Raw genomic sequence first — 26,947 nt, forward strand, 5'->3', positions numbered from 1 at the left:
CCCCACCGCCCGCGGGCGGCACCTTGCGACAAAGGACAACCCCGATGCAGAACGAGATCGCCACCGCGCCGCCCACCGACGACGGCATCGAACCCATCGCCATCGTCGGGCTCGCCGCCCGGCTGCCCGGTGCCGCCGACGTCGACGAGTTCTGGCGCAACCTGGTCGACGGCGTCGAGTCGGTCACCGAGCTGAGCCGCGACGAGCAGCTCGCCCGGGGCGCGACCGTCGAGGAGGTCGACGACCCGGGCTGGGTGAACCGGGCGCCGCTGATCGACGGGTACGACACCTTCGACGCCGGGCTGTTCGGGATGACCAGCCGCGAGGCGGAGATGACCGACCCGCAGCACCGGCTGTTCCTGGAGAGCTGCTACACCGCGTTGCAGGACGCCGGCTACGACCCGGCCCGCTACCCCGGGGCGGTCGGCGTGTACGCCGGCACCGGCGGCAACACCTACCTGCACCGGTACGTGCTGCGCAACAAGCGCGTCGGCGGCAACCCGCACGGCGCGGTCTCGCTGGCCACCGGCAACTCGCCCAACTACGTGGCGACCAACGTGTCCTACCGGCTGGACCTGCGCGGGCCGAGCCTGACCGTGCACACCGCCTGCTCCACCTCGCTCGTCGCCTTCCACCTGGCCTGCGAGGCGTTGCGCAACCACGAGTGCGACATGGCGCTGGCCGGCGGGGTCAACGTGGAGCTGCCGCACGTCGGCTACCTGGGCATGGACGGCTTCACCTCGCCCGACGGCAGGTGCCGGCCGTTCGACGCCGGGGCCAACGGCACGGTCTGGGGCAGCGGCGTCGGGGTGACCCTGCTCAAGCGGCTCTCCGACGCGGTCGCCGACGGCGACACGATCCGCGCGGTGGTGCTGGGCAACGCGATCAACAACGACGGCGCCGGGAAGGTCGGCTTCACCGCCCCCAGCGTCGACGGGCAGGTCGAGGCGATCGCCCAGGCGGTCGGGATGGCCGGGGTCGACCCGCGCAGCATCAGCTACGTCGAGGCGCACGGCACCGGCACCGCGCTGGGCGACCCGATCGAGGTGGCCGCCCTGTCGGCGGTGTTCACCCGGGACACCGACGAGCGGGGCTGGTGCGGCATCGGCTCGGTGAAGTCCAACATCGGGCACCTGAGCCAGCCGTCCGGCATCGTCAGCGTGATCAAGACGGTGCTGGCGATGGAGCACGGGCTGATCCCCCCGACGATCAACTACGAGACCCCCAACCCGGGCATCGACTTCGCCGACACCCCGTTCTACGTGGCGAACACCCTGACCAAGTGGGACACCGACGGCGGGCCGCGCCGGGCCGGGGTCAGCTCGTTCGGCATCGGCGGCACCAACGCCCACGTCGTCCTGGAGGAGGCCCCGACCGCCCACCGGGCTGACCGGCGGGTCCGCCCCGCGCACCTGCTGACGGTGTCGGCGAAGACCGCGTCGGCGCTGGACAGCGCCGTCACCCGGCTCGCCGACCACCTGGCGGCCACCACCGACGGCGGGCCGGAACTGCTCGCCGACGTGGCGCACACGCTGCGGGTGGGCCGCCAGGAGTACCCGCACCGGGTGGCCGTGGTCGCCACCGACCTGGCCGAGGCGGTGACCGCGCTGCGCACCCCGCGCCGCCGCCAGTCCGGGGTGGTCGACGGCGCGGCGCCGCGTACCGCGTTCCTCTTCTCCGGCCAGGGGGCCCAGTACGCCGGGATGGGCGCGCAGCTCTACGCCGAGGAGCCGGCCTTCGCCGCCACCGTCGACGAGTGCGCGGCGCTGCTCCGGCCCGAGCTGGGCCTGGACCTGCGGGACCTGATCCTCGGTCGGGACCCGCAGGCGGCGGAGAAGCTCACCGAGACCCGCTACACCCAGCCGGCCCTGTTCGTCGTCGAGTACGCCCTGGCGCTGCACTGGCAGCGGGCCGGCGTACGCCCGGCGGCGATGATCGGCCACTCGATCGGCGAGTACGTCGCCGCGACCGTCGCCGGGGTGCTGACCCTGCCCGACGCGCTGCGGGTGGTCGCCGCCCGGGGCCGGTTGATGCAGTCGCTGCCGGCGGGGGCGATGCTGGCCGTGTCGCTCGACGAGACGCAGGTCGCCGCCCGGCTGCCCGAGGGGCTGTCCATCGCCACCGTCAACGGGCCCGGCACCTGCGTGGTGGCCGGCGAGAGCGAGGCCGTCGCCGCGTTCGCCGACAGCCTTGGCGGCAAGAACAAGAGCAAGCCGCTGCGCACCTCGCACGCGTTCCACTCGCCGATGATGGACCCGATCCTGGCCGAGTTCACCGCGCTGATGGCGACGGTGCCGCTGCACGCGCCGGCCGTCCCGTTCCTGTCCAACGTGACGGGCACCTGGATCACCGCCGAACAGGCCACCGACCCGGCGTACTGGGCGGCGCACCTGCGCCAACCGGTGCGTTTCGGTGACTGCGTGGCGACCCTGCTCGGCGCGGGCACCTGGGTGTTGCTGGAGTGCGGTCCGGGCCGGCAACTGGCCAACCTGGCCCGGATGCAGGTCGCCAAGGGCTCCCCGGCGCAGCGGGCGCTGACCCCGCTGGGCAGCCTGCCCGGCCCCGGCGAGTCCACCGGCGACCTGGCCACCCTGCTCACCAGCGCCGCCGCCCTGTGGTGCGCCGGGACCGGGGTGCGGCTCGACGCCGACCCGGCCGCCCGGCGGGTGCCGCTGCCGACGTACCCGTTCGAGCGGCTGCGCTACTGGGCCGACCCGGACCCGGTGGCGGCGGTGCCCGACGCCCCGGCCGACGCCGGCCCGCAGCCGCTTCAGCGGTGGTTCGCGGTGCCGGTGTGGCGGCAGGCCGCCGCCGACCCGGCGACCGTGCCCGGCGGCCGCTGCCTGGTCCTCGCCGCCGGTCCGCGCGGCGACGCCCTGGTCGACGCGCTGCGGGCCGCCGGCGACGACCCGGTCGTGGTACGCCCCGGCGCGGCGTTCGCGGCGACCGACGACGGGTACCGGCTGCGCCCCGGCCACCGGGAGGACCACGACGCGCTGGTCGCGGCGTTGACCGCAGGCGGCGTGCCGACCCGGCTGGTGCACGCCTTCGCCCTGGACGGCGCACCGGCCGGCCTCGACGCGACCGCCGCCTGGGACGCCCAGCAGCGCGGCTTCTTCGACGCCCTGCACCTGGTGCAGGCGCTCGCCGGGGCGGGGGCGACCGCCGAGGAGCGGCCGCTCACCCTCGACCTGGTCACCGCAGGCGTCGGCGACGTCACCGGCGTCGACCTGGTCCGCCCCGAGCACGCCACCCTCGCCGGCCTGGCCCGGGTGCTGCCGGCCGAACTGCCAGGCCTGGCCGTACGGCTGGTCGACGCCGACCCGGCCGGCGACGGGGTCGACGCGCTCGCCGCCGAACTGCGCCGCCCGGTCGACCCGGAGCGGGCGGAGGTGACGCTGCGCGGCACCCGCCGCTGGGTGACCGGCTACGAGCAGGTCACCGTCGCCGCCGAGACCGGGTCGGGGGCGCTGCGCGACGGCGGCCGGTACCTGGTCACCGGTGGCCTCGGCGGCATCGGCGTCACCCTCGCCGAGGACTTCGCCCGGCGGGCCGGGGCGAAGCTGGTGCTGCTGGCCCGCTCCGGGCTGCCGCCGCGCGAGCGGTGGGACGACCACCTGGCGGTGCACGGCGGCGCGGACCGGGCCGGCCGGGCCATCGCGGCGATCCGCCGGATGGAGGCGGCCGGCGCGACGGTGCTGGTGCTCGCCGCCGACGTCACCGACCCGGCCGACCTGCGCCGGGTCCGGGCCACCGTGGAGGCCGAGTTCGGCGGGCTGGACGGCATCGTGCACGCCGCCGGCCTGCCCGGCGGCGGGATGGCCGAGGTGAAGGAGCGGGCCGAGGCCGAACGGGTGCTCGCCCCGAAGCTCACCGGCACCCTCGCCCTGGCCGAGGTCTTCGGTGACCTGCCGCTGGACTTCGTGGCGCTGTGCTCCTCGATCACGTCGGTGATCGGTGGTTTCGGTCAGGTCGACTACTGCGCGGCGAACGCCTTCCTCGACGCGTTCGCCCGCTCCGGCGCGGGTTTCCGGGCCCCGGTGCTGTCGCAGAACTGGGGTGGCTGGGCGGAGGTCGGCATGGCGGTGGAGACCGCCGCGCCGGCCGCGTTCCGGGCCGCCGGCCGGGACACCGTCACCACGCCGGTGGAGCACCCGGTGCTCACCACGAAGGTGGTCGGCCCGGACTCGACGGTGCTGCACGGCCTGGTGTCCGCCGACACCCACTGGCTGCTCGACGAGCACCGCATCGGCGGGGTGCCGGTGGTGCCCGGCACCGCCCACCTGGAGTCGGCGCGGGCCGCGGTGGCCGCCGGGCTGCCCGCCCCCGCGCCGCAGGCCGTGGTGGAGCTGCGCGACGTGGTGTTCCTGGAGCCGTTCGCGGTGCCGCAGGGCACCGTCGCCCAGTACCGGGTCGAGCTGACCGCCGCCGAGGACGGCGTCGACTTCGCCGTCCGCAGCCTTTCCGCCGGCCAGCTCCGCACCCACGTGCGCGGATCGGCCGGCTGGACCGTGGAGGCCGCCCCGCCGGCCCGGGTGCCGGTGGTCGACGGCCGGCGGGTCGACGACGACGCCTCGTTCGGTCGGGGACGCACCAGCATGCTCACCTTCGGCCCGCGCTGGGCCTCACTGGCCGAGCACCGGCTCGGCGACGGCGAGGAACTCGCCCGGATCGAGGCTCCGGAGCCGGTCCGGGCCGACCTGCCCGCGTGGGGGCTGCATCCGGCGCTGCTCGACGTGGCCACCGCGTTCGGCCGGGGCCAGGGCGACGGCACCTACCTGCCGCTGTCGTACGGGCGGATCGTGGTGCGCGGGCCGCTGCCGGCGGTGTTCCACAGCCACCTGCGGCACCGGGCCAGCGCCACCGACGAGGTGGTCGCCGCCGACCTGTCGCTGACCGACCCGCAGGGGCGGGAACTCGTCGCGATCGGCGACTTCGTGCTGCGCCGGGTCGACCAGGGCGCGGTCACCGGCGGGCTGACCGGCACCGCCGACGCGACCCCGGCCGAACCGGCGGCCGGGGCCCTCACCGAGGACATCCGCCCGGTCGACGGCGCGGAGGCGTTCCGGCGTAGCCTCACCGCCGGCCTCGGCCCGCAGGTGGTGATCGCAACCCGGACGGTGGCGGACATCCGGCGGCGGGCCTCCCGGGTCACCACCGACAGCCTGGAGCAGGACCCGGAGCCGTCGACCGCCGCCGCGACGGCGACCGGCGGCGGCTCGGCGGCTCCGCGTACCGAGCTGGAGATCACCATCGCCGGGGTGTGGCGGGACGGGCTGGGGGTGGCCGAGGTCGGGGTGGACGACGACTTCTTCACCCTCGGCGGCAACTCGCTGGTCGCGGTGCAGCTGATCGCCGCGATGCGCAAGGCGACCGGGGTCCGGCTGCCGATGCGCAGCCTGTTCGAGACCCCGACCGTGGCCGGCCTGGCCGAACGCATCACCCAGCTGCGGGCCGCCGCCGCCGACGAACCGGCCGCGCCGGCCACCATCCCCGCCATCCCGCGGCTACCCCGCGCCTGACGTCGAGAAAACAGGAGACCACGCAATGAGCGACACGATCGCCACGCTGCCGGTCGTCGTCGAGAACGACGGCACCGCCCTGACCGAGCTGATCGACCGCCGCCGGGCCGAACTGCGCGCCACCCTCGTCGCGCACGGCGGGCTGCTGTTCCGCGGCTTCGACGTGGGCGGGGTGGACGGCTTCGACGCGGTGGTGCGGGCGTTCTCCGGCGAGCCGCTGACCTACACCGAGCGGTCCTCGCCCCGGCACGCCATCAAGGGGAAGGTCTACACCTCGACCGACTACCCGCCGGATGAGGAGATCTTCCTGCACAACGAGAACTCGTACCAGGCGCGCTGGCCGCTGACGCTGTTCTTCTACTGCCTCACCGCGCCGCAGACCCTCGGCGCGACCCCGCTGGCCGACGTGCGCCGGGTGTACGCCGAGATCGACCCGGCGGTGCGCGAGGAGTTCGTCAGGCGGCGCTGGCTGCTGGTGCGCAACTTCCACGCCGACTTCGGCACCCGCTGGCAGGACGTCTTCGGCACCGACGACCGGGCGCAGGTGCAGGCGTACGCGGCGGCGAACCGGATCGAGCTGGAGTGGGTGGGCAAGGACGGGCTGCGCACCCGGGCGGTGCGCGACGTGGTGCACCAGCGGCCCGGCTCGGACACCCCGCGCTGGTTCAACCACGCCACCTTCTTCCACCTGAGCACCCTGCCGAAGGACTACCAGGAGGGGCTGCTGGCGATGTTCGGCCCTGAGGGTCTGCCGGCGAACACCTACTACGGCGACGGCGGTGAGATCCCCGCCGACGTGATGGACCACCTGCGGGCCGCGTACCGGGCCGCCAGCGTCCGCTTCGACTACCGGCGCGACGACGTGCTGGTGGTCGACAACATGACCGCCGCGCACGGGCGGGAGCCGTTCACCGGCCCCCGCAAGATCGCCGTCGCGATGGCCGAACCGCACACCCCCGACACCGCTGGAGCGAACTGATGGCCGACACCCGATTCCTGGTCGTGCGCAACGACGAGGAGCAGTACTCGATCTGGGCGGCCGACCGCGACCTGCCCGCCGGCTGGCACGACGCGGGCTTCACCGGCAGCCGCGAGGAGTGCCTGGCCCACGTGGACGAGGTCTGGACCGACATGCGCCCGCGTTCGGTACGGGAGCAGACGGCATGACCCGCGAGTGGACCTTCCCCGCCTCGTTCGCCCAGGAACGGGTCTGGATCGCCAACCAGCTCGACCCGTCCTCCCCGGTCTACAACGTGTCGGTGCCGTGCCGGCTGCCCGCCGACCTGGACGCCGAGGCGGCGACCGAGGTGTTCGGCCAGGTCGTCGCCCGGCACGAGGCGCTGCGCACCCACCTGCGGGTCGACGACGGCACCCTGGTGCAGGTGGTCCGGGAGCACGAGCCGCCCCGGCTGCCCGTCGACGACCTGCGTGGGCTGCCCGAGCCGGAGCGCGTGCGGCGGTCCAACGCGCTGCGCGCCGAGCTGGCCCGGACCCCGATCCCGTTGGACGCGCCACCGCTGTGGCGGGCCCGGCTGATCCGCTTCGACGAGGGGTGGACGCTGCTGCTGGTGGTGCACCACGCCGTCTTCGACAGCCACTCGGCGGTGCTGTTCGGCGCCGAGATCGCCGCGTTCGCGCGGACCGCGTCGACCGGCGTGCCGGAGCTGCCCATCCAGTACGCCGACTTCGCGGTGTGGCAGCGCGACCAGCTCACCGGCCCGGAACGGGAGCGGCAACTCGCCTTCTGGACCGGTCACCTGGCCGGTGCCCCGAAGGCCACCGGCCTGCCGCTGGACCGGCCCCGCCCCGCGCAGCTCGGCTTCGCCGGTGACGAGGTGCGCTTCGACCTGCCCGCCGGGCTGCTGGACCGGATCACCCGGCTGGCCGCCGGGTCGGCGGCGACCCCGTACATGGTGCTGCTTGCCGGTTTCGCGGCGCTGCTGTCGCGGATCTCCGGCGACACCGACGTGGTGGTCGGGGTCTCCACCGCGGGCCGGGAGACCGCCGAGCTGACCCCGCTGATCGGCATGTTCGTCAACCCGGTGGCGCTGCGCTGCGACGTCGGCGGCGACCCGCGCTTCACCGACCTGCTCGGCCGGGTCCGCGACGGGCTGGTCGACGCCCTGGAACACGGGCAGACCCCGTTCCAGGCGATCGTCGAGGCGGTCGCCCCGGAACGGGACCCGTCGGTGCAGCCGATCTTCCAGACCGCGCTGAACTTCATCCCCGACTCGGGGCTGGACCCGGTGGAGCTGGGCACCACCAAGGACGACCTGGCGTTCGACATCACCACCGGCGAGAGCCGGCTGGTCTACCGCACCGCGCTGTTCGACCGGGCCACCGCCGAGGCGGTCGTGGCCCGCTACGTCCGGCTGCTCGACGCGGCCGTGGCCGACCCGCGGCAGCCGGTCTCCGCGCTGCCGCTGCTCGCCGACGCCGAACGGGACCTGGTGCTGGGCGGGTGGGCCGGGGCGGCCACGGCCGGCCCGTCGGCCACCGTGGTCGACGAGGTGCAGCGGCAGGCGGCGGCCACCCCGGATGCCACCGCCCTGGCATGCGAGGACGTCACGTTGACGTACGCGCAGCTCAACGCCGCCGCGAACCGGCTGGCCCGGGTGCTGGTGGGGCGGGGCGCCGGCCCGGAGACCCGGGTGGCGCTGGCCCTGCCGCGCGGCCCGGAGCTGCTGGTGGCGATCCTGGCCGTGCTCAAGGCGGGGGCCGCGTACGTGCCGGTGGACACCGGCTACCCGGCGGGCCGGATCGGCTACCTGCTCACCGACGCCGCGCCGGCGCTGGTGCTGGCCGTGCCGGAGACCGCCGCCCTGGTGCCGGCCGACGCGCTGCTGGTCGACGGTGCCGCCCGGCCCGCCGACGACGCCGACGGGGCCGGGGCGGACCTCACCGACGCCGACCGGGTCGCGCCGTTGCGCCCGGAACACCCCGGCTACGTGCTCTACACCTCCGGTTCGACAGGCCGACCCAAGGGCGTGGTGGTGGAGCACCGGGCGATCGTCGCCTACCTGGCCTGGGCCCGGGACACCTACCCGGGGCTGGCCGGCACCGCCCTGCTGCACTCGCCTGTCTCGTTCGACCTGACGGTGACCGGGCTGCTCGGCCCCCTCACCGCCGGGGGCACCGTCCGGCTGGCCGGGATCGACTCCCCGGCGGCCCGGGTGGGTGGACGGCCGGCCTTCCTCAAGGTCACCCCGAGCCACCTGCCGCTGCTGGAGGAGGCGCTGTCGCCCACCACCGACCTGGTGATCGGCGGCGAGGCGCTCACCGGGGAGCAGCTCGCCGACTGGCGGGCCGCGCACCCGGACGTGGCGGTGATCAACGAGTACGGCCCGACCGAGGCCACCGTCGGCTGTGTCGCCGCCCGGCTCGCCCCCGGGCAGCCGGTGCCCGCCGGCCCGGTGTCGATCGGCCGGCCCACCGCCCCCAGCCGGGTGTACCTGCTCGACGCCGACCGGCAGCCGGTCCCGCCGGGGGTGGTCGGCGAGCTGTACGTCGCCGGTGCCCAGCTCGCCCGGGGCTACCTGGGCCGGCCCGGCCTGACCGCCGAGCGGTTCCTGCCCTGCCCGTACGGCCCGCCGGGGCAGCGGATGTACCGCACCGGCGACCTGGCCCGGTGGCGGGCCGACGGCACCCTCGACTACCTGGGTCGCCGCGACGACCAGGTCAAGGTGCGGGGGATGCGGATCGAGCTGGGCGAGATCGAGGCGGCGATGCGGGAGCACCCCGAGGTGCACCAGGCGGCGGTGGCCGTCCGCACCGACTCGGGGGAGCCGACCCTGGTCGGCTACCACGTCGGCACCGCCGAGGAGGCGCACCTCGCCGCCGAGCTGGCCCGGGAGCTGCCGGCGCACCTGGTGCCGGCCGCGTTCGTCCGGCTCGACGCGTTGCCGTTGACCCCGAACGGCAAGCTGGACCGGGCCGCGCTGCCCGCCCCACCGGAGTCCGTGGCCGGCGACGGCTACGTCCCGCCCCGCACCGACGCCGAGACCCTGGTCGCCGAGGTGTACGCCGACATCCTCCAGGTGGAGAAGGTCGGCGCGCTCGACGACTTCTTCGCCCTCGGCGGCAACTCGCTGCGCGGCATGCGGGCGATGGCCCGGATCCGCGCCGAGGTGGACGTCGACCTGCCGATGCGGGCGCTGTTCGGCAGCCCCGTGGTGGCCGACCTGGCCGCCCAGATCGAGGCGCAGATCGCCGCCGAACTGGACGACCTTTCCGAGACCGAGGTCGCCGCGTTGCTGGCGGCGGAGAAGGACACCCCCGCATGACGGACCTGAAGGATTCCCGGGAGGCCGCCCGGGCGGCGTTGATCGCCCAACGGTTGCGCCGACGGCAGGCCACCCCCGCCGCCCGCATCACGCCGCGGCCCGACGACGCCGAGGTGCCGCTGTCGTACGCCCAGGAGCGGGTCTGGTTCATGGACCAGCTCGCCCCGGGCGAGGCGGCATACCACATCGCGGTGCCGCTGCGGGTGCGTGGCCCGCTCGACGTCACGGCGCTGCGCGCCGCCCTGGCCGCGCTGACCGCCCGGCACGAGTCGCTGCGCAGCCGGTTCCCCGCCGACGCCGACGGCAAGCCGACCGTGGTGATCGCCGACGCGGTCGAGGTGCCGCTGACCGTCGTCGACGCCCCGGACGAGCGGGCCGCGCAGGAACTGGTGGAGGCGGCCTCGCTCGCGCCGTTCGACCTGGCGGCCGGGCCGCTGCTGCGGGCCCTGCTGATCCGGCTGGCCGCCGACGACCACGTGCTGTTCCTCAGCAAGCACCACATCGTCGGCGACGGCTGGTCGGTCGACGTGCTGCTGCGCGACCTGATCACCGCCTACCGGGGTGGCGAACTGCCCACCCTGCCGGTGCAGTACGGCGACTTCGCCGTCTGGGAGGCCCGGGAGCTGGGCGGCCCGGCGGCCCGGTCGCACCTGGACTGGTGGAAGTCCCGGCTGGCCGGGATCACCCCGCTGGAGCTGCCGCTGGACCGGCCCCGCCCGGCCACCCAGACCTACCGGGGCGACTTCGTCGAGTTCCGGCTCGACCCGGCGGAGACGGGACGGTTGACGGCGCTGACCCGGGAGTCCGGCGGCACCCTGTTCATGACGCTGCTCGCCGCCTACCAGGTGTTCCTGGCCCGGCACGCCGGCCAGGAGGACTTCGCGGTCGGCGCGTCGGTGGCCGGCCGGTCCGCCCCGGAGCTGGAGAACGTCGTCGGCATGTTCATCAACATGCTGCCGCTGCGCGCCGAGCTGGCCGGTGACCCGACCTTCACCGAGCTGCTGGAACGCACCAGGCGCAGCGTGCTGGACGGCTTCGAGCACGCCGAGGTGCCGTTCGCGAAGGTGGTCCACGAGCTGGGCCTGCCCCGCGACGTCAGCCGCTCGCCGGTGTTCCAGGCGATGTTCGTGTTGCAGAACTACGAGATGGGCCGGTTCACCGGGGTCTCCGACGCCACCGACGTGACGTTCGACTGGACCCCGATGGAGCTGCGGGCCACCCGCTTCGACTTCGAGCTGCACGCCGTGGAGACCGTCGACGGGCTCTGGGGCAAGCTGGTCTTCAACACCGACCTGTTCGACCGGACCACCGTGGAGCGGATGGCCGACCGCTGGTGCGCCCTGCTGCGCGCGGTCGCGGCCACCCCGGAGGTGGCGGTGTCGGCGCTGGACCTGCTCCCCGCCGGGGAGCGGGAGCTGCTGGCGTCCTGGAACGACACCACCGCCGACTTCCCGACCGCCGAGACGCTGCACGGCCCGATCGAGGCGGCAGCGGCGGCCACCCCGGACGCGGTGGCGGTCACCATCGAGGGCGTCTCGACGACGTACGCGCAGCTCAACGCCGCGGCGAACCGGGTGGCGCACCGGCTGCGGGCGGCCGGCGTCGGCCCGGAGACCCTGGTCGGGGTGTGCGCGGAACGCTCCGTGGAGCTGGTCGCCGGCCTGCTCGGGGTGCTCAAGGCCGGCGGGGCGTACCTGCCGCTGGACCCGGAGTACCCGGCCGACCGGTTGGCCTTCATGCTGACCGACGCCGCCGCGCCTGTGGTGCTGGTGCAGGAACAGCTGCGCGACGTGCTGCCCACTGTCGACGCGACGGTGCTGGCCCTGGACGACCCGACGGTCTGGGCCGACCAGCCGCAGACCGACCCGACCCCGCTGGCCGGCCCGGAACACCTGGCGTACGTGATCTACACGTCGGGGTCGACGGGTCGCCCGAAGGGGGTGCCGAACACCCACCGGGGCATCGTCAACCGGCTCGACTGGATGCAGAAGACCTACCGGCTCGACGCCGACGACGCGGTGTTGCAGAAGACGCCGGCCAGCTTCGACGTGTCGGTGTGGGAGTTCTTCTGGCCGCTGCGTACCGGCGGCCGGCTGGTGCTGGCCAAGCCCGGCGGCCACAAGGACGCCGGCTACCTGCGCGACGTGCTGGTGGCCGAGCGGGTCACCACCGCCCACTTCGTCCCGTCGATGCTGACGGTGTTCCTGGCCGAGGAGGGGGTGGAGGCGGCCACCGCGCTGCGGCGGGTGATCTGCTCCGGCGAGGAGCTGCCGCTGGCCTCGGCTGTCGACTTCACCGCCCGGCTGCCGCACTGCGAACTGCACAACCTGTACGGCCCGACCGAGGCGGCGATCGACGTCAGCGCCTGGCACTGCGACCCGGCACTGCTGGCCGGGCTGACCGGCGTGCCGATCGGTGGGCCGATCGCCAACCTGCGGCTGCACGTGCTCGACCCGGCCGGCCGGGAGTGCCCGGTCGGGGTGGCAGGTGAGCTGCACATCGGCGGGGTGGGGTTGGCCCGTGGCTACCACCTGCGGCCGGCGCTGACCGCCGAGCGGTTCGTCCCGGACCCGTTCTCCGGCGAGCCGGGGGCACGGCTGTACCGCACCGGTGACCTGGCCCGCTGGGTGCCCGACCCGGCGGGGTCGACGACCGGGGCCGATCCGGCCGGGGTGATCGAGTTCCTGGGCCGGATCGACCACCAGGTCAAGCTGCGTGGCCTGCGTATCGAGCTGGGCGAGATCGAGAGTGCCCTGCGCGAGCAGCCCGGGGTGGCCGAGACGGCGGTGATCGTCCGCGAGGACAGCCCCGGCGACAAGCGGCTCACCGCGTACCTGGTGGGCGCGGCCGAGCACGCCGCGTTGAAGGCGGCGCTGAAGGAGACCCTGCCGGAGTACATGGTGCCGGCCGCGTTCGTCACCCTGGACGCGTTGCCGCTGACCCCGAACGGCAAGCTCGACCGTCGGGCGCTGCCCGCGCCGGTGGTCACCCGCGAGGCGTCGGTGGCCCTGGTCGAGCCGCGTGACGACACCGAGCGGCTGCTCGCCGGGATCTGGTCGGAGGTGCTGGGCGTGCCGACGCTCGGCATCGACGACGACTTCTTCGACCTGGGCGGGCACTCGATGCTCGCCACCCAGGTGGTGGCGAAGATCCGCCGGGCCGAGCACGGTGGCCGGGCGGTCGGCGTGATGGACCTGTTCCAGCAGCGCACCATCCGGGAGCTGGCCGCGTTCATGACCGGTGACGCCGAGGCGGCCGGTCCGCGTCGGCTCCTCTACGAGCTGACCAAGCCGATTCCGGCCGGCAGGCGGGTGCTCAGCTACGTCTGCGTCCCGTACGGCGGCGGCAGCGCCATCGTCTACCAGCCGCTGGCCGACGCGCTGCCCGCCGGGCACGCGCTGTGGTCGCTGGCCATCCCCGGTCACGACGTCGGGCTGACCGAGGACGCCCTGCCGTTCGACGAGTTGACCAGCCGGGTGGCCGCCGAGATCGTGGAGCGGATCGAGGGCCCGCTGGCCCTCTACGGCCACTGCGGGGTGGGCAGCGCGATCATCGCCGAGGTGGCCCGCAAGGTGGAGGCCGCCGGGCGGGAGCTGGAGGTCGTCTACATCGGGGCGATGTTCCCGTTCGCCCGGCCGAAGGGCGCCTTCGCGGCGTTGCGCAACCGGCTGGAGCAGCTCAGCAGCAACCGGCACTACGCGAGCTGGCTCAAGAGCATGGGGGTGGACACCGACGAGCTGGAGCCGGAGCAGGCCGACCGGATCATCAGCAACATGCGGGCCGACTCCCGCGCGTCGGAGGAGTACTTCACCGGGCTGCTCGACCGGGGCGCGGCGAAGCTGCGTGCGCCGATCGTGTCGGTGGTCGGCTCCGAGGACCCGGTGACCGACTACCACACCGAGCGGTACGCGGAGTGGCAGTTCCTCAGCGACACCCTCGGCCTGGTGGTGCTCGACCAGGCCGGCCACTTCTTCCTCAAGTACCGGGCCGACGAACTGGCCGAGATCGTCACCCAGGTGCACCCGGCGGTGCGGGCCGGGGACGTCGCGGCGCTCGGTCCGGCGGCCCGGGGCGAGGACGCCGGCTGGGTGGTCGCCGACCACCAGCGCATCGGTGACGCCGACCGGCCGGCCCCGACGGTGGTGAAGCCGAGCATGGCCCGGTTCGTCGCGGTCACCGCCGGGCAGCTCGTCTCCACCACCGGCTCGGCGTTGACCGCGTTCGCCCTGCCGATCTGGCTGTTCACCCGCACCGGGTCGGTGGCCGACCTGGGCCTGCTGTGGGCGTTGGCGCTGATCTGCGGGGTGCTGATGCTGCCGGTGGCCGGCGCGCTCACCGACCGGGTCAGCAGGCGACGGATCATGATGATCGCGAGCTGCGTGTCGGGCTCCATCCAGCTCGTCCTCGCCGCCCTGCTCTGGACCGACAACCTCGCCCTGTGGCACATCTACGGGCTGGTGGCGCTGAGCCAGGTGGCCGGGTCGTTCCAGCGGATCGCCTTCCAGTCGGCGGTGCCGCAGCTGGTGCCGAAGCGCTACCTCGGGCACGCGATGGGCATCACCCAGCTCTCCAGTGGTTTCGCGATGCTGCTGATGCCGGTCTTCGCGGCCGGTCTGCTCGCCGCGATCGGCCTCAAGGGCATCCTGCTGATCGACGTGGCGAGCTATCTGGTGGCGGTGCTGACGCTGGCCGTGGTCCGGTTCCCCGACCTGCTCGGCTGGCGGCCCCGGGAACGGCTGCTGGTGGCGATCGCCAACGGCCTGCGCTACTCGTGGCGGCACCGGGGCTTCCGGCTGATGCTCGGCTACTTCGCGCTGGGCAACGTCTTCCTCGCCCCGGCGCTGGTGCTCACCACCCCGCTGGTGCTGTCGTTCGGCAACGCCACCCAGGTGGCGCAGGTGGCGCTCGCCGAGGCGATCGGCGCGGTGGCCGGCGGAGTGCTGATGTCCCTGTGGGGCGGGCCCCGGCACCGCCGGATGATCGGGGTGCTGATCGGCAACCTGGGCACGGCCGTCGGCTGTGTGCTCATCGGCCTGGACGCCTCCGTCATCATGATCGCCTTCGGGGCGTTCTGGCTGGCGATGGCGATGACCACCGCCCAGTCGATCTACGCCACGATCGTCCAGGTGAAGGTGCCGCAGCGGTTCCACGGCCGGGTGTTCAGCCTGAACCAGACGATCTCCTGGTCGACCCTGCCGATCGGTTTCGCGCTGCTCGCCCCGGGCGCGACGGCGCTGTTCGAGCCGATGCTCGCCGACGGCGGGGCGCTCGCCGGTTCGGTGGGCGCGGTGATCGGCACCGGTCCGGGCCGGGGCATCGGCTTCGCGTACGTCTGCTTCGGGCTGGCCCTGGTGCTGATCACGCTCGGCGGGTTCGCGATCCGGATGCTGCGCCGGTTCGACATCGAGGTGCCCGACTCGCTCCCCGACGACCTGATCGGGGCGCAGGAGCGGCAGCGGCGGCTCGCCGAGCGGGCGAAGGCCCGCCCGGAACCGGCGTCGGTGGCCGGCTGACCACCCGCGCGGGCACGACGACGCCGGTCGTGCCCGCGCGGCAGCGGGTCCCCCGACTGCGGCGGGTCCCCCGGGGACGGTGCCGCCCCGGGGGCGTACGTCGCGGTCCGGCCTGGTCGCAGCGGCTCCGAGCGCCGGCCGGGTCAGGGCCGGTCGGCTCCGGTCACCAGGACTCGACCGGGTCGGTGAGGTCGGTGTCCACCGGCTCCCGGGGCTCGGCCACCCAGGCGGAGAAGACCGGCAGCCCGTGCCACGGTCCGGTTTCGCCGTCGCGGTGGTCGGTGGCCACCGCCAGCACCGCGTACGGGTGCCCGAAACGCAACTCGGCGCTGCGGCGTACGCCCGGTGGCGGGAGGCTGGTCAGGGCGAACGCCCCGGTCACGGCGGCGGCCTCGAAGCCGTACCGGCCGTAGTGGGCCACCGTCGCCTGCCGGGCCTCGACGCCTACGTCGACGCCGAGCAGCCCACCCAGCGCCCGCCCCACCGTCGCGAACCCCAGCCCGGGGGCGGTCAGGTCGTGCTCGTCCCGGGCCGACCAGCAGGGCAGCACCGCGCGGTGGCGTTCCTCCCGGCCGTCACGGGCGGCGGTGCGCACCGGCTCCTCGCGGAGCGTGCCGAGGGGACCCGTACCCAGCGGCAGGTCGAACAGCGACCGGCGGGCCGGTTCGCCGTCCACCGCCGCGCCGGCCAGCGCGTAGCCGGCGGCGAGCACGTCGGCCGGCGGGACCGCCGGGTCGGCCAGCACCGAGATCACCACCAGCCCGGCCCCGTCGCACTCCACCGCCCCGGCGGCGTGCACGGCGACGTCACCGGCCGGCCCGGTCGCCGCGATCCAGGCCCGGTGCCCGTGCTCCGGGCTGCGTAACGCCCGGGTCAACCGCCCCGCCCAGCCGCCGACCGGCCCGTGCCCCTGGTCCGGCCCGTGCCCTGCGTCCGGCCCGTGCGCGGGTCCGTCGTCCGGCCGGGCCGCGTCGCGCGGGTCGTCGGGGCCGAGCGCCGCGCCGGGCACCAGGTCGAACGGGGTGGCCCAGGAGATCCGGGTGGCCAGGGCACCGGCCAGCGCCAGCAGCACCCGGGGGGAGACGGTCAGCGGGAACCGGTCGACCAGCCCGAGGGTGTGCTCACGGGCCCAGGCGTCCAGACCAGCCCGGTCGGGCAGCGGACCGGTGGCGGTGCTCCGGGGCAGCCCGTCCCACCAGCCGGCCAACCGGGCGGGGTCCGTGCCGGGCCGGTGCCAGACGGCGGTGGCCGACGGCACCAGCGGGTGCGGCCGGTCCAGCAGCGCGGCGGCCGCCTGCGTGGCGACCGCCCCGTCGACACCGAGCACCTCGGCCAGTTCGGCCCGCTGTGCGCCGGTGGCGGCCGGTGCGGCGAGCGCCAGCAGCAGCCAGGCCCCGAGCGGGGAGGCGACGTGGTGCCGGTCGCCGAGGCCGGCGTGCAGTCGGGCGGCGTACCGGGCCAGCGGGTCGTACGGGAGCGTCGTCATGCCCCCACTGTGCCCACCGTGCGGGCCGGTGGCACGCCGGTCAGGACCAGAGTTCGAACGGTTCGTCGATCCGCTCGCCGGCCAGGAACGCGGTGAGCAGGGCGGGCAGCCGACCCGGGTAGAACCGGGCGGTGCTGGTCACGATCTCCTCGGCCGGCCACCAGCGGAACCCGAAGTAGTCCTCCACCTCGTAGTCGAGCCGGTCGGCACCGTCGACGTCCGGCGCGGCGGCGTCGAGGCGTACCGTCAGCACCACCTCGTCCTGGACGTGGCGCAACCGGCGGTGGATGAAGCTGGCCCGCCGCCGCCAGGTCGGCGGGCCGAGCTGCCCGGCGGTGACCACGAAGCCGGTCTCCTCCCGCAGTTCACGCAGGGCGGTCTGCGGGTACGTCTCACCGGGGTCGACGCCCCCACCGGGCAGCTCCCACCAGGTGCCCAGCCGGGGGTGTTCCGGGTCACGGGTGTGGAACAGCAGGATCAGGCCGTCCCGGTCGCGGACCACCAGCCGGACGGCGGTGCGTTCGATCACCGGCAGGTCCCGGGGCAGTTCGGTCATGGGCCCTCCCTCGACGGGGCACCGTCCGGGCGGTGGCGGTGCGACGATGGCGATCACGGTGGAGTTCTTCGGTGAGGTGGCGGACGACTACGACGAGATCCGGCCGGGGTGTCCGGCCGCCCTCGCCGCCACCATCCTCGCCTATCACGGTGGGCCCCCCACCCGGCTGGTCGAGGTCGGCGCGGGCACCGGCCTGGCCACCGCGCTGCGGACCACCCTGGTGCTGGCCCGGCGGCCGGCCTGACGACAATTCACCGCACGGTCGTGTCGATCCGGCCGGGTTCCCGTTCGACCAGAGGGTGAGCGGGTCGAACGGCGACCCGACGACGAGGAGCGACGATGGCGAAGTACATGCTGATCATGCGGAACACGGACGATTCCCTGGCGACGATGATGAAGATCCCCTTCGAGGAGATGCTGGAGACGATGGGGCGGTTCAACGACGAGTTGATCCGCGCGGGCGTGCTGGTCGCCGCCGAGGGTCTGGAGGACCCGGCGCAGGGCGTGGTGGTCGACTACAGCGGGGAGACCCCGGTCGTCACCGACGGCCCGTACGGCGAGACGAAGGAGCTGTTCGGCGGCTTCTACCTGCTCGACGTGGCGTCGAAGGAGGAGGCCGTCGAGTGGGCCCGGCGGATGCCGGCGCTGCCCGGCAGCAAGTGCGAGGTGCGCCGGGTGCCCGGCATCGACGAGTTCCCGCAGGACAACGAGTTCATCGTCAGGGAGCGGGAGTGGCGCGAGCGGACCGGCCAGCTCTGAGCACGGTGCCCGCCGACGGCCCGCCGGGCGCCGAGTCGGCCCGGCGGGCCGTCGAGGCGCTCTGGCGCATCGAGTCGGCCCGGATCGTCGGCGCGTTGGCCCGGTACACCGGCGACTTCGCGCTCGCCGAGGACGTCGCCCAGGAGGCGGTGGCGCAGGCCCTGGTCGGCTGGGCGCGCGACGGGGTGCCGGCGAACCCGGTGGGCTGGCTGCTCACCACCGCCCGGCGGCGCGCGGTCGACGCGTTCCGCCGCCGGGCGGCGCTCGACGACCGGTACGCGGTGCTCGCCGGCCGGCTCGCCGAGCCGGCCGGCGGGTCCGGGGACGGGGACCTGCCGTGGGACCCGGACCGGGTCGACGACGACGTGTTGGCGCTGATGTTCGTGGCCTGTCATCCGGTGCTCGCGCCGCCGGCCCGGCTGGCGTTGACGCTGCGGGTGGTCGGCGGCCTGTCCAGCGAGGAGATCGCGCGGGCGCTGCTGGTGCCGGTGCCCACCGTCCAGGCACGGATCACCCGGGCGAAGAAGACGATCGCCGCCGCGCGGGTGCCGTTCGCCCTGCCGGAGCCGCCGCAGCGGCGGGAACGCCTCGGCGCGGTCCTGGGTGTGCTCTATGTGATCTTCACCGAGGGGTCGACGGCGACGGCCGGCGTCGACCTGCTCCGCCCCGACCTGGCGTACGAGGCGATCCGGCTGGCCCGGACACTGGCCGCACTGCTGCCCGCCGAGCCGGAGGTGCACGGCCTGCTCGCCCTGTGCGAGCTGACCGCCGCGCGGTTTCCGGCCCGGGTCGACGCCGACGGCGAGGCGGTGCTGCTGGCGGACCAGGACCGGCGGCGGTGGGACCGGTCGGCGGTCCGCCGGGGGATGGCGGCGCTCGGCCGGGCCGTGGCGTCAGGGCGGGGCCTCGGGCCGTACGGGTTGCAGGCGTCGATCGCCGCCTGCCACGCCGCCGCCCCCTCGGTGGCGGAGACCGACTGGGCCCGGGTGGTGCTGCTCTACGAGGCGCTCGGCCGGGTGGCGCCGTCGCCTGTCGTCGAGCTGAACCGGGCCGTGGCCGTGGCGATGGCCGACGGGCCGCAGCCGGCCCTGGCCGTGGTGGACGAGGTCGCCGCCACCGGCCGCCTCGCCGGGTCGCATCTGCTGCCCGGTGTCCGTGGCGAGCTGCTCGCCCGGCTCGGCCGGACCGCCGAGGCGCGCGCCGAGCTGGAGACCGCCGCCCGGCTGTGCCGCAACGTGCGGGAACGGGCGGTGCTGCTGCGCCGGGTCGACGACCTCGACGGGTGATCCGGCCCGGCTGGCGGTAGGCTGCCCGCCGTGGCAGGTCTGTTGAGGAACGTGGCGTCCCGACTCGGCCGGGTGACCGGCGCGCAGCGCGCCACCCCCGGTCCGATCCCGGCGCAGCTGGCCCGGCGGCGGCAGGTCAGCGCCCTGCAACGGCGGGAGCTGTCGTACGCGCCGGAGCCGGACGGGCAGGCCGACCCGGGGGAGATCGTCTGGACCTGGGTCCCCTACGAGGACGACCCGAAGCAGGGCAAGGACCGCCCGGTGCTGGTGGTCGGCCGGTCCAGCCGCACGCTGTTCGGGCTGATGCTGTCCAGCCAGAGCGAGCGGGACGGCCAGCGGCACTGGCTGGCGCTGGGCCCGGGGGAGTGGGACCGCGACGCCCGCCCGAGCTGGGTACGGCTGGACCGGGTGCTCACCATGCGTGAGGACGGCATCCGCCGGGAGGGCGCGGTGCTGGACCGGGGTCGCTTCGACCGGGTCGGGCAGGCGCTGCGGTCCGGTTACGGCTGGCGCTGACCCGTCGGCACCGCCGCCGGGTGGTGTCGACCGGGCGGTCGGCTCAGCACTCGGCGAGGCGGGCGGCGTCGAGCAGTTGCCGGGGTGAGTGCCGGCTGGTGACGCCCTTCGCCCGGTACATCGCGGCGTCGGCCCGGCAGAGCGCGTCGGCGAGCTGGGTGGGGCCGGTGACCGGGGCGAGCCCGACCGAGGCGGTGACCCGGACGCTGCACGCGCCCAGCGGGATGGGGGCGGCCATGGCCTCGCAGAGCCGCCGGGTGGCGTGGTCGATCCAGCGTCGGTCGACCGAGGGGCTGGCCAGCAGGCCGGCGAACTCGTCGCCGCCGAGCCGGGCGACCAGGTTGTCGCCGGCGAAGGCGGCCAGCCGCTGGGCGACGCTGATCAGCACCTTGTCACCGGCGGCGTGCCCGTAGCGGTCGTTGACCTGCTTGAAGTCGTTGAGGTCGAGGACCACCGCGATGAGGGGCTGCCCACCGGCGTCGGTGAGCAACGCGGCGGCCAGCCGGTAGAAGGCCCGCCGGTTGGGCAGCCCGGTGAGCGCGTCATGGCTGGCGGCGTGCCGTTCCGCGGCCAGTTCGGCCTGCAGGTGCTCCAGTTCCGCCTCGGCCTGGAGGGCCCGGCGGCGTAGCTGCCACACCGAGACCAGGGCCCCGGCTGCGGAAACGCCGGACGCGACGGTCAACGGATCCGGCACGGGTCCTCCCTCGCAGTGTCGGCGCACGACCCGGGCGACGGCGGCCGTCGTGCCCCGCCGGGTCTGTTTGCCCAGGTGGAAGCCCTGAGCCTGGTAACCCAAAGTGAACGGATAAGTACCGCCCACGTGCGTTATCATGCTCGCTGTCCGATGCAGATGCAATAGCAGATGCACGTGCAGCACGGCCGGATCTGATGTCGCACCGCCCCTTCGACCCCGCAACGTCCCCTCGCGACAGTGGTTCCGCACCCCGACAGAGAGACATCCATGCAGCAGCCAGAGAACGGCGTCCCCACCACCCAGTTGCCCCCGCTGAGGTGGGAGAAGAGTCGGCGCAGCAATCCCAGCGGCAACTGCGTCGAGTTGGCCGAACTGCCCGGCGGGGCCGGCATCGCCGTGCGCAACTCGCGCCATCCCGAGGGCCCGGCCCTGATCTACACGGTGGACGAGATAACGGCGTTCGTCCTCGGCGCCCGCGACGGTGACTTCGACCATCTGATCGGCTGACGCCCGACGGTCCTGCCCACGGGACCGTATCCCTCCGGAGGATGTTCACCTCACCGTCGGTCCATGGCATGCTTACTCGTCGGTCGGGCGGGGGCCAGGGACCGCGATCGGTTGGTGTGGGCAAGCGCGGAGGGGCGGGGCACGTGACGATGGTTGCCGCCGAGGGGGGACCGGCCACCGGCCCCACGGTGTTGCGGATGCTGCTCGGCGCGCAGTTGCGCCGGCTGCGGGAGGCCAGCGGTGTCACGCGTGAGGGCGCGGGCTGGGAGATCCGCTCCTCGGAGTCGAAGATCAGCCGGATGGAGCTGGGGCGGGTCGGCTTCAAGGAACGCGACGTCGCCGACCTGCTCACCCTCTACGGGGTGACCGCCGCCGAGGAACGCGACGCGTTGCTCAAGCTGGCCCGCGACGCCAACAGCCCCGGCTGGTGGCACCGCTACGGCGACGTCCTGCCCAGCTGGTTCCAGTCCTACCTGGGCCTGGAGGCCGCCGCCGCGCTGATCCGCAGCTACGAGGTGCAGTTCGTCCCCGGCCTGCTCCAGACCCCGGAGTACGCCCGGTCGGTGGTCCTGCTCGGACACCGGGGTGCCGCGGTCGAGGAGGTCGACCGGCGGGTGGAGCTGCGCATCCAGCGCCAGCAGGTGCTGCACCGGGAGAATCCGCCGCAGCTGTGGGCGGTGATCGACGAGGCCGCCCTGCGCCGGCCGATCGGCGGGCCGCAGGTGATGCACGGCCAGTTGACCGCGCTGATCGAGGCGACCCGCTCGTCGCACATCCGACTACAGATCATCCCGTTCGACGCCGGTGGACACGCCGCCGCCGGCGGGGCCTTCACCATCCTGCGCTTCGGCGACGACGACCTGCCCGACATCGTCTACATCGAGCAGTTGACCAGCGCGCTCTACCTCGACAAGCGGGAGGACCTGGACTACTACGCCGCCGCGATGGAACGGCTCTGCGTCGAGGCCACCCCGCCGGAACGCACGCCCGAGGTGCTCACCCGACTGCGGGACGAGCTGTACCCGCAGTGACGGCTCCACCGGGCCGCCGGCCCCACCGGGGCGGCCTCTACGATGATCGACCGGAGACAGTGGACGGACGCCATCGACGACCGGATGGCGCGGAGTCATGGAGGATCCTGTGACCGCCGATGCCCCGACGGGCGCCGCCCCGCACCCCAGCGACCGGATCGACACCTCGGTCGCCCATCCGGCCCGCCGCTACAACTACTGGTTGGGTGGCAAGGACAACTTCCAGGCCGACCGGGACTCCGGCGACGCGATGGCGGCGGCCTTCCCGACCGTGCGCACCGCCGCGCTGGAGAACCGCCGGTTCCTGCAACGCGCGGTCGCGCACCTGGCCCGCGAGGCCGGCGTACGGCAGTTCCTGGACATCGGCACCGGCATCCCCACGGCCAACAACACCCACGACGTGGCCCAGGCGATCACCCCGCAGGCCCGGGTGGTCTACGTCGACAACGACCCGATCGTGCTGGCCCACGCCCGGGCGCTGCTGACCAGCTCGCCCCAGGGCGCCACCGCCTACATCGACGCCGACCTGCGTGAACCCGAGAAGATCCTGCACCACCCCGAACTGCGCCGCACCCTCGACCTGGACCAGCCGGTCGCCCTGATGCTGGTGGCCATCCTGCACTTCGTGACGGAGACCGAGGACCCGTACGGGGTGGTCGGCCGGTTGCTCGCCGCGCTGCCGCCGGGCAGCTACCTGGCCGCGTCGCACGCCACCTACGACTACCTGCCGACCGCCGTGGCCGAGGAGGCCCGGGCGGGCAACCGTAACGGCACCCCACCCGGGATGATCAACCTGCGCAGTCGGGACGAGTTCGCCCGCTTCTTCGACGGCCTCGACCTGGTCGCACCCGGCCTCGTCTCGGTGGCCGAGTGGCGGGCCGAGGCCGAACCGCAGCCCCGGCCCACGGTCGACGAGGTCAGCGTGTACGGCGCGGTCGGCCGCAAGCCCTGACCGGACCCCGCCACCGGCCCGTGCGCACCCGTCCCCGGCCGTCGTCGTGCACGTGTCGACGGGCCGGCGTCCTCGCGCGGGACGTGGCCGGTCAGGTCGGCTCGACCCGGTCCCCGACGGCCACCCGGCCGCCCCGTACCACCACCGCGTACGCCCCGACGCAGGGCTGCGGGCCCAGGCCCGGCACCGGGGCCACCCGGTTGCGTTCCGCCGGCCAGCGCAGCGCCTGCGGGGCGCGGGGAAGCGGGCCGTGGGCCAGGGTGGGCACCGCGCAGCGGGGGGTCGGCGCGAGCACCCGCAGCACCACCTCGGCACCGATCCGCAGGTCCCGGCCCACCCAGTCGTTCTCCACGAATCCCCGGGCGTCGGTCGCGACGACCAGGTTGGGCCGGTAGCGCGGCACCGCCTCCCGGGGCAGGTCGAGCGCGTCCAGGCTGGCCGTGGTGACCAGGTGCACCGGCGCGAAGTCGACCAGACTGCCCGGCGGGGCGGCGTCACCGAGCGGGTTGCCGGTCACCGGCACCTCCACGTCGGCCCCCTCGGCCAGGACCGCGTCCGGATCGGCCCGGTCCAGCAGGGCATCGGCGGGCACCGCGCCGGTCAGCGTGACCTCCCGGCCGAGCAGCCGGGACAGCGCGGCGTCCAGGCCGGCGTCGGGATGGTCGAGGACGGTGCCGTCGGGGAGGGTGAGGCGTACCCGGTCGGGGGCGTCGCCGGTCGCGCGGACGCCGAGCAGGGCCGACCACCGCCGGGGACGCTTCGCGCTGCCCACCCGCCCGGTGTCGTGGTCGAGCACGGCGAGCCGGCGGTCCCCGGCCACGCCCCGACCGTCCACCGTGGCGTCGCGCAACGCCTCCCCCAGCATCGACTTGACCGGATACCGCCACAGCTCGGTCAGTCGTCCCGGCACCGGGCCAGCGTACCGGTGGGGTGTCACCGGTACGCGTGGTCGATTCGTCGACCGGCTCGTAACTTTGTCGGATGATCCCACGCTCCCTGGCGCTCAGCCCCCGTACGGTCGTCTCCGCCGCCGAGCCCCCCTCGGACGGGCCGGTCGGGTTCGTCACCGGTCTGGTGGAGCGGCTCGGCGGGCCCGGCGCGGGGCTGGCGGTGGCGCTGGAGAACCTCTTCCCGCCGATCCCCAGCGAGGTGATCCTGCCGCTGGCCGGCTTCGCCGCCGCCCAGGGGCGGATCAGCCTGGTCTCGGCGATCCTCTGGACGACCCTCGGGTCCGTGGTCGGCGCGTGGGTGCTCTACGGCATCGGCGCGGCGCTGGGACGCGACCGGATGCGGGCCATCGCGGCCCGACTGCCGCTGGTGAAGCTGGGCGACGTGGACCGTACCGAGGCGTGGTTCCTCAAGCACGGGGTCAAGGCGGTGTTCTTCGGGCGGATGATCCCGATCTTCCGCAGCCTGATCTCCATCCCGGCGGGGGTGGAGCGGATGCCGATCACGACCTTCCTGCTCTACACCACGCTGGGCAGCCTGATCTGGAACACCACCTTCGTGATGGCCGGGTTCCTGCTCGGCGACAACTGGCACGTCGTCGAGGAGTACGTCGGGTCGTTCCAGAAGGTCGTCATCGTGGTCTGCGTCGCCGCCGCCGGCTGGTTCGTGGTGAACCGGGTCCGCCGGGCGCGGGCCGCCCGCGCCGCCGCCCCGAGCACCGATGCCTGGCCCGCCGACGTCCCGGCCGCCGACGCGTCCGGGGGTGACGTCGCAGGGCGGCCCGGCGTCGCCGACGGTACGCCCTACCGCGGGACCGTCTACCGGGGTGGCCTCTGGGGGCGGGACACCGACTGACGGAATGATCCGTTGCGGCGGCCGGGCCGTACTGCTGTGCGGGGACCGGGACAGGGGAGGCACGATGGCGGAGCCGGGGCAGGAGCACCGTCCGACGACGGGGGAACGACGACCGCTCTTCGAGCCGGTGATCGAGGTGACCGGGGAACCGGTCGAGGCGACGGGGGAACCGGCGTACCGCCCCGCCTGGCCCCGGGGCGCACGGCTGCTGGCCGCCGCCGCGGTGCTGGTGGTCGCGCTCGGTGCGATCGCGGTGGTGGCGACCATGGCGAACCCCGACCGGCTGGGGATCGTTTCCTCCGGTGACCGCGCCGCCGCGCCCCCGTCACCGGCGACCGTCGACCCCGGAGGCGCGGGTGCCGCCGAGGCCGCCGGGCGGACCCTGACCGCGCCTGTCGACGGCTTGCGCCGGGCCACCTTCGAACTCCTGGACGGGGTGACCTCGTTCCGGCTGCGCACCGACGACCTCGGTGCCGACCTGTACCGGGTCAGCAGCCCCGCCGACGCCGGACTCACCCCCCGGCCCGTGGTCTCCGGCGACCTGGTGCAACTGCGGGTGACCCGCCGGGACCGGCCCGGCCGGGGCGTCGTCGACGTGACGCTCAACGCGCGGCTGACCTGGCGGTTGCGGCTGGTCGGCGGCGTCAGCGACCACGTGCTCGACCTCACCGGCGCGCGGCTGTCCGGGGTGGAGCTGATCGGCGGCGCGGCCCGGATCGACCTGCGGCTGCCGCCGACCACCGGCACCAGCACCGTACGGATGACCGGCGGCGTCAACCAGTTCGTCGTCCACGCCCCCGGCGGCCCCCCGGTCCGGGTCCGCGCCGCCTCCGGCGCGGGCAGCGTCGTCTGGTACGGCGACCGGCGTGACGGGTTGGCCCGGGGCGCGACGGTCGGCTCGCCGAACTGGGACCGGTCACCCGACCGGCTCTACCTCGACCTGGTGGCCGGGGCGAACACCGTCACCGTCGTCGAGGACTGAACCGCCCGGGGGCGGACCCGGCGCGGGCCGGCCGGCATAGAGTCGGGCGGTGGACCGTACCGAATCGTTGCCGGCGCAGACCCGACCACCCGGCGTCGCCCCCGAGGACCCGGGCAGCGTGCTGCTGCCCGGCCACGATGTGCCGCTGGGCCGGTACACCACCGTGCGCCGGCTGCTGCCGCAGCGGGCCCGCCGGATGGTCGGCGCGTGGTGCTTCGTCGACCACTTCGGCCCGGACGACGTGGCGCAGCGTCCCGGCATGGAGGTGCCGCCGCACCCGCACACCGGGTTGCAGACGGTCACCTGGCTGCTCGACGGCGAGATCGTGCACCGGGACAGCCTCGGCAACGTCCAGCCGATCCGTCCCGGCCAGCTCAACGTGATGACCTCGGGGCACGGCATCGCCCACTCCGAGCGGTCCCCGGCCACCCGTCCGCCGCTGATGCACGGCGTGCAGCTGTGGGTGGCGCTGCCCGACCCGGCGCGCGCCGGTGCCGCCGGCTTCGCCCACCACGCCGACCTGCCCCGCTGGCGGTCCGGCGACTGGGAGCACACCCTGCTCGTCGGCGAGCTGGCGGGCGAGGCGTCCCCGGCGGTGGTGCACACCCCGCTGCTCGGCGTGCAACTGTCCGCGCACGGCCCCGCCCCGGCGACGCCGCGACTGCGACCCCGCTTCGAGTACGCCCTGCTGGCGATGTCCGGTCGGGCCCGGGTGGACGGCGTGTCGCTGGAGCCCGGCGCGCTGCTCTACCTCGGCACCGGGCGGGACGGGTTGGAGCTGACCGCCGAGCCGGGCAGCCGGCTGATGCTGCTCGGCGGCGAGCCGTTCGACGATCCCCTGGTCATGTGGTGGAACTTCGTCGGCCGCTCGCACGAGGAGGTGGCCGCCGCCCGGGCGGACTGGATGGCCGGTCGGGACCGGTTCGGGCGGGTCACCGACGACGCGGCCCCGCCGCTGCCCGCCCCGGAGCTGCCGACCGTCCGGTTGAAGGCCCGGGGCCGGCGGGGGAACCTGCACGGCTGACCCGGCCCGGTGGTGTGCTCGACCACAGTATTT

At 74.7% G+C, this 26,947-nt stretch carries 19 protein-coding genes; 15 read left to right on the plus strand and 4 right to left on the minus strand.

Going from position 1 to position 26,947, the window contains the following annotated elements; genetic code table 11:
* The first annotated feature begins 44 nt into the window (after nt 1-44).
* Genes Q2K16_RS02395 through Q2K16_RS02415 form a run of 5 tightly spaced genes read left to right on the plus strand, consistent with a single transcriptional unit; the run spans nt 45 to nt 15,318 of the window.
* Nucleotides 45-5,522: a type I polyketide synthase gene (locus Q2K16_RS02395; protein WP_302743314.1), complete on the plus strand. Its 5,478-nt coding sequence runs from the start codon at nt 45-47 to the stop codon at nt 5,520-5,522.
* Between the two features lie 25 nt (nt 5,523-5,547).
* Complete coding sequence (locus tag Q2K16_RS02400; RefSeq protein WP_302743315.1) at nt 5,548-6,501, plus strand: TauD/TfdA family dioxygenase; 954 nt, start codon at nt 5,548-5,550, stop codon at nt 6,499-6,501.
* Nucleotides 6,501-6,689, plus strand: a complete 189-nt coding sequence (locus tag Q2K16_RS02405; RefSeq protein ID WP_088646413.1) for an MbtH family protein — start codon at nt 6,501-6,503, stop codon at nt 6,687-6,689. Before Q2K16_RS02400 ends, Q2K16_RS02405 begins: the two co-directional genes overlap by 1 nt.
* On the plus strand, nt 6,686-9,805 hold the full coding sequence (locus Q2K16_RS02410; protein ID WP_302743316.1) for a non-ribosomal peptide synthetase: 3,120 nt from the start codon (nt 6,686-6,688) through the stop codon (nt 9,803-9,805). Before Q2K16_RS02405 ends, Q2K16_RS02410 begins: the two co-directional genes overlap by 4 nt.
* Nucleotides 9,802-15,318 (plus strand): non-ribosomal peptide synthetase/MFS transporter, encoded by a 5,517-nt coding sequence (locus Q2K16_RS02415; protein ID WP_302743317.1) that lies wholly within the window; start codon nt 9,802-9,804, stop codon nt 15,316-15,318. The genes Q2K16_RS02410 and Q2K16_RS02415 overlap by 4 nt, the downstream gene beginning before the upstream one ends.
* A gap of 163 nt (nt 15,319-15,481) precedes the next feature.
* Here the strand turns inward: Q2K16_RS02415 and Q2K16_RS02420 are convergent, their stop codons facing one another.
* Together Q2K16_RS02420 and Q2K16_RS02425 are read right to left on the minus strand one after the other, a co-directional pair.
* Nucleotides 15,482-16,804: a hypothetical protein gene (locus tag Q2K16_RS02420; protein WP_302743318.1), complete on the minus strand. Its 1,323-nt coding sequence runs from the start codon at nt 16,802-16,804 to the stop codon at nt 15,482-15,484.
* A 40-nt stretch (nt 16,805-16,844) separates the two neighbouring features.
* Entirely contained in the window at nt 16,845-17,360 is a 516-nt protein-coding gene (locus tag Q2K16_RS02425) for an NUDIX hydrolase (protein WP_302743319.1), read from the minus strand.
* A gap of 46 nt (nt 17,361-17,406) precedes the next feature.
* Here Q2K16_RS02425 and Q2K16_RS02430 point away from each other — a divergent pair, with 46 nt between their 5' ends.
* The 4 genes from Q2K16_RS02430 (at nt 17,407) to Q2K16_RS02445 (ending at nt 19,921) form a co-directional block, all read left to right on the plus strand.
* Complete coding sequence (locus Q2K16_RS02430) at nt 17,407-17,604, plus strand: hypothetical protein (protein WP_302743320.1); 198 nt, start codon at nt 17,407-17,409, stop codon at nt 17,602-17,604.
* A gap of 95 nt (nt 17,605-17,699) precedes the next feature.
* Nucleotides 17,700-18,119, plus strand: a complete 420-nt coding sequence (locus Q2K16_RS02435; RefSeq protein ID WP_302743321.1) for a YciI family protein — start codon at nt 17,700-17,702, stop codon at nt 18,117-18,119.
* A 5-nt stretch (nt 18,120-18,124) separates the two neighbouring features.
* A complete protein-coding gene (locus Q2K16_RS02440; RefSeq protein ID WP_302746344.1) occupies nt 18,125-19,405 on the plus strand; it encodes an RNA polymerase sigma factor in 1,281 nt (426 codons plus the stop codon).
* 30 nt (nt 19,406-19,435) lie between these two features.
* A complete protein-coding gene (locus Q2K16_RS02445; RefSeq protein WP_302743322.1) occupies nt 19,436-19,921 on the plus strand; it encodes a type II toxin-antitoxin system PemK/MazF family toxin in 486 nt (161 codons plus the stop codon).
* A 43-nt stretch (nt 19,922-19,964) separates the two neighbouring features.
* Here Q2K16_RS02445 and Q2K16_RS02450 read toward each other — a convergent pair whose 3' ends face one another.
* The gene (locus Q2K16_RS02450) at nt 19,965-20,615 is read right to left on the minus strand and encodes a GGDEF domain-containing protein (RefSeq protein ID WP_302743323.1); all 651 of its coding nucleotides are present in this window, start codon (nt 20,613-20,615) and stop codon (nt 19,965-19,967) included.
* Nucleotides 20,616-20,882: 267 nt separating this feature from the next.
* On the opposite strand from Q2K16_RS02450, the gene Q2K16_RS02455 reads away from it, so the two are divergent.
* The 3 genes from Q2K16_RS02455 to Q2K16_RS02465 all read left to right on the plus strand — a co-directional run bounded on the left by Q2K16_RS02455 (nt 20,883) and on the right by Q2K16_RS02465 (nt 23,105).
* Nucleotides 20,883-21,122 (plus strand): DUF397 domain-containing protein, encoded by a 240-nt coding sequence (locus Q2K16_RS02455; protein WP_088645293.1) that lies wholly within the window; start codon nt 20,883-20,885, stop codon nt 21,120-21,122.
* 149 nt (nt 21,123-21,271) lie between these two features.
* Nucleotides 21,272-22,153: a helix-turn-helix domain-containing protein gene (locus Q2K16_RS02460; protein ID WP_489671893.1), complete on the plus strand. Its 882-nt coding sequence runs from the start codon at nt 21,272-21,274 to the stop codon at nt 22,151-22,153.
* A gap of 97 nt (nt 22,154-22,250) precedes the next feature.
* On the plus strand, nt 22,251-23,105 hold the full coding sequence (locus Q2K16_RS02465; protein ID WP_302743325.1) for an SAM-dependent methyltransferase: 855 nt from the start codon (nt 22,251-22,253) through the stop codon (nt 23,103-23,105).
* Between the two features lie 91 nt (nt 23,106-23,196).
* Here the strand turns inward: Q2K16_RS02465 and Q2K16_RS02470 are convergent, their stop codons facing one another.
* Nucleotides 23,197-24,015 carry an MOSC domain-containing protein gene (locus Q2K16_RS02470; RefSeq protein WP_302743326.1) on the minus strand — a complete coding sequence of 273 codons (819 nt, stop codon included), beginning with the start codon at nt 24,013-24,015 and terminating at the stop codon, nt 23,197-23,199.
* A gap of 71 nt (nt 24,016-24,086) precedes the next feature.
* Between Q2K16_RS02470 and Q2K16_RS02475 the strand changes: the two genes are divergently transcribed.
* The 3 genes from Q2K16_RS02475 (at nt 24,087) to Q2K16_RS02485 (ending at nt 26,914) form a co-directional block, all read left to right on the plus strand.
* Nucleotides 24,087-24,908: a DedA family protein gene (locus Q2K16_RS02475; protein WP_302743327.1), complete on the plus strand. Its 822-nt coding sequence runs from the start codon at nt 24,087-24,089 to the stop codon at nt 24,906-24,908.
* 64 nt (nt 24,909-24,972) lie between these two features.
* Complete coding sequence (locus tag Q2K16_RS02480; protein ID WP_302743328.1) at nt 24,973-25,890, plus strand: hypothetical protein; 918 nt, start codon at nt 24,973-24,975, stop codon at nt 25,888-25,890.
* A 49-nt stretch (nt 25,891-25,939) separates the two neighbouring features.
* The gene (locus Q2K16_RS02485) at nt 25,940-26,914 is read left to right on the plus strand and encodes a pirin family protein (RefSeq protein WP_302743329.1); all 975 of its coding nucleotides are present in this window, start codon (nt 25,940-25,942) and stop codon (nt 26,912-26,914) included.
* Nucleotides 26,915-26,947: the final 33 nt, after the last annotated feature.

Source organism: Micromonospora cynarisoli (genome assembly GCF_030518815.1).
Classification (GTDB): domain Bacteria; phylum Actinomycetota; class Actinomycetes; order Mycobacteriales; family Micromonosporaceae; genus Micromonospora; species Micromonospora wenchangensis.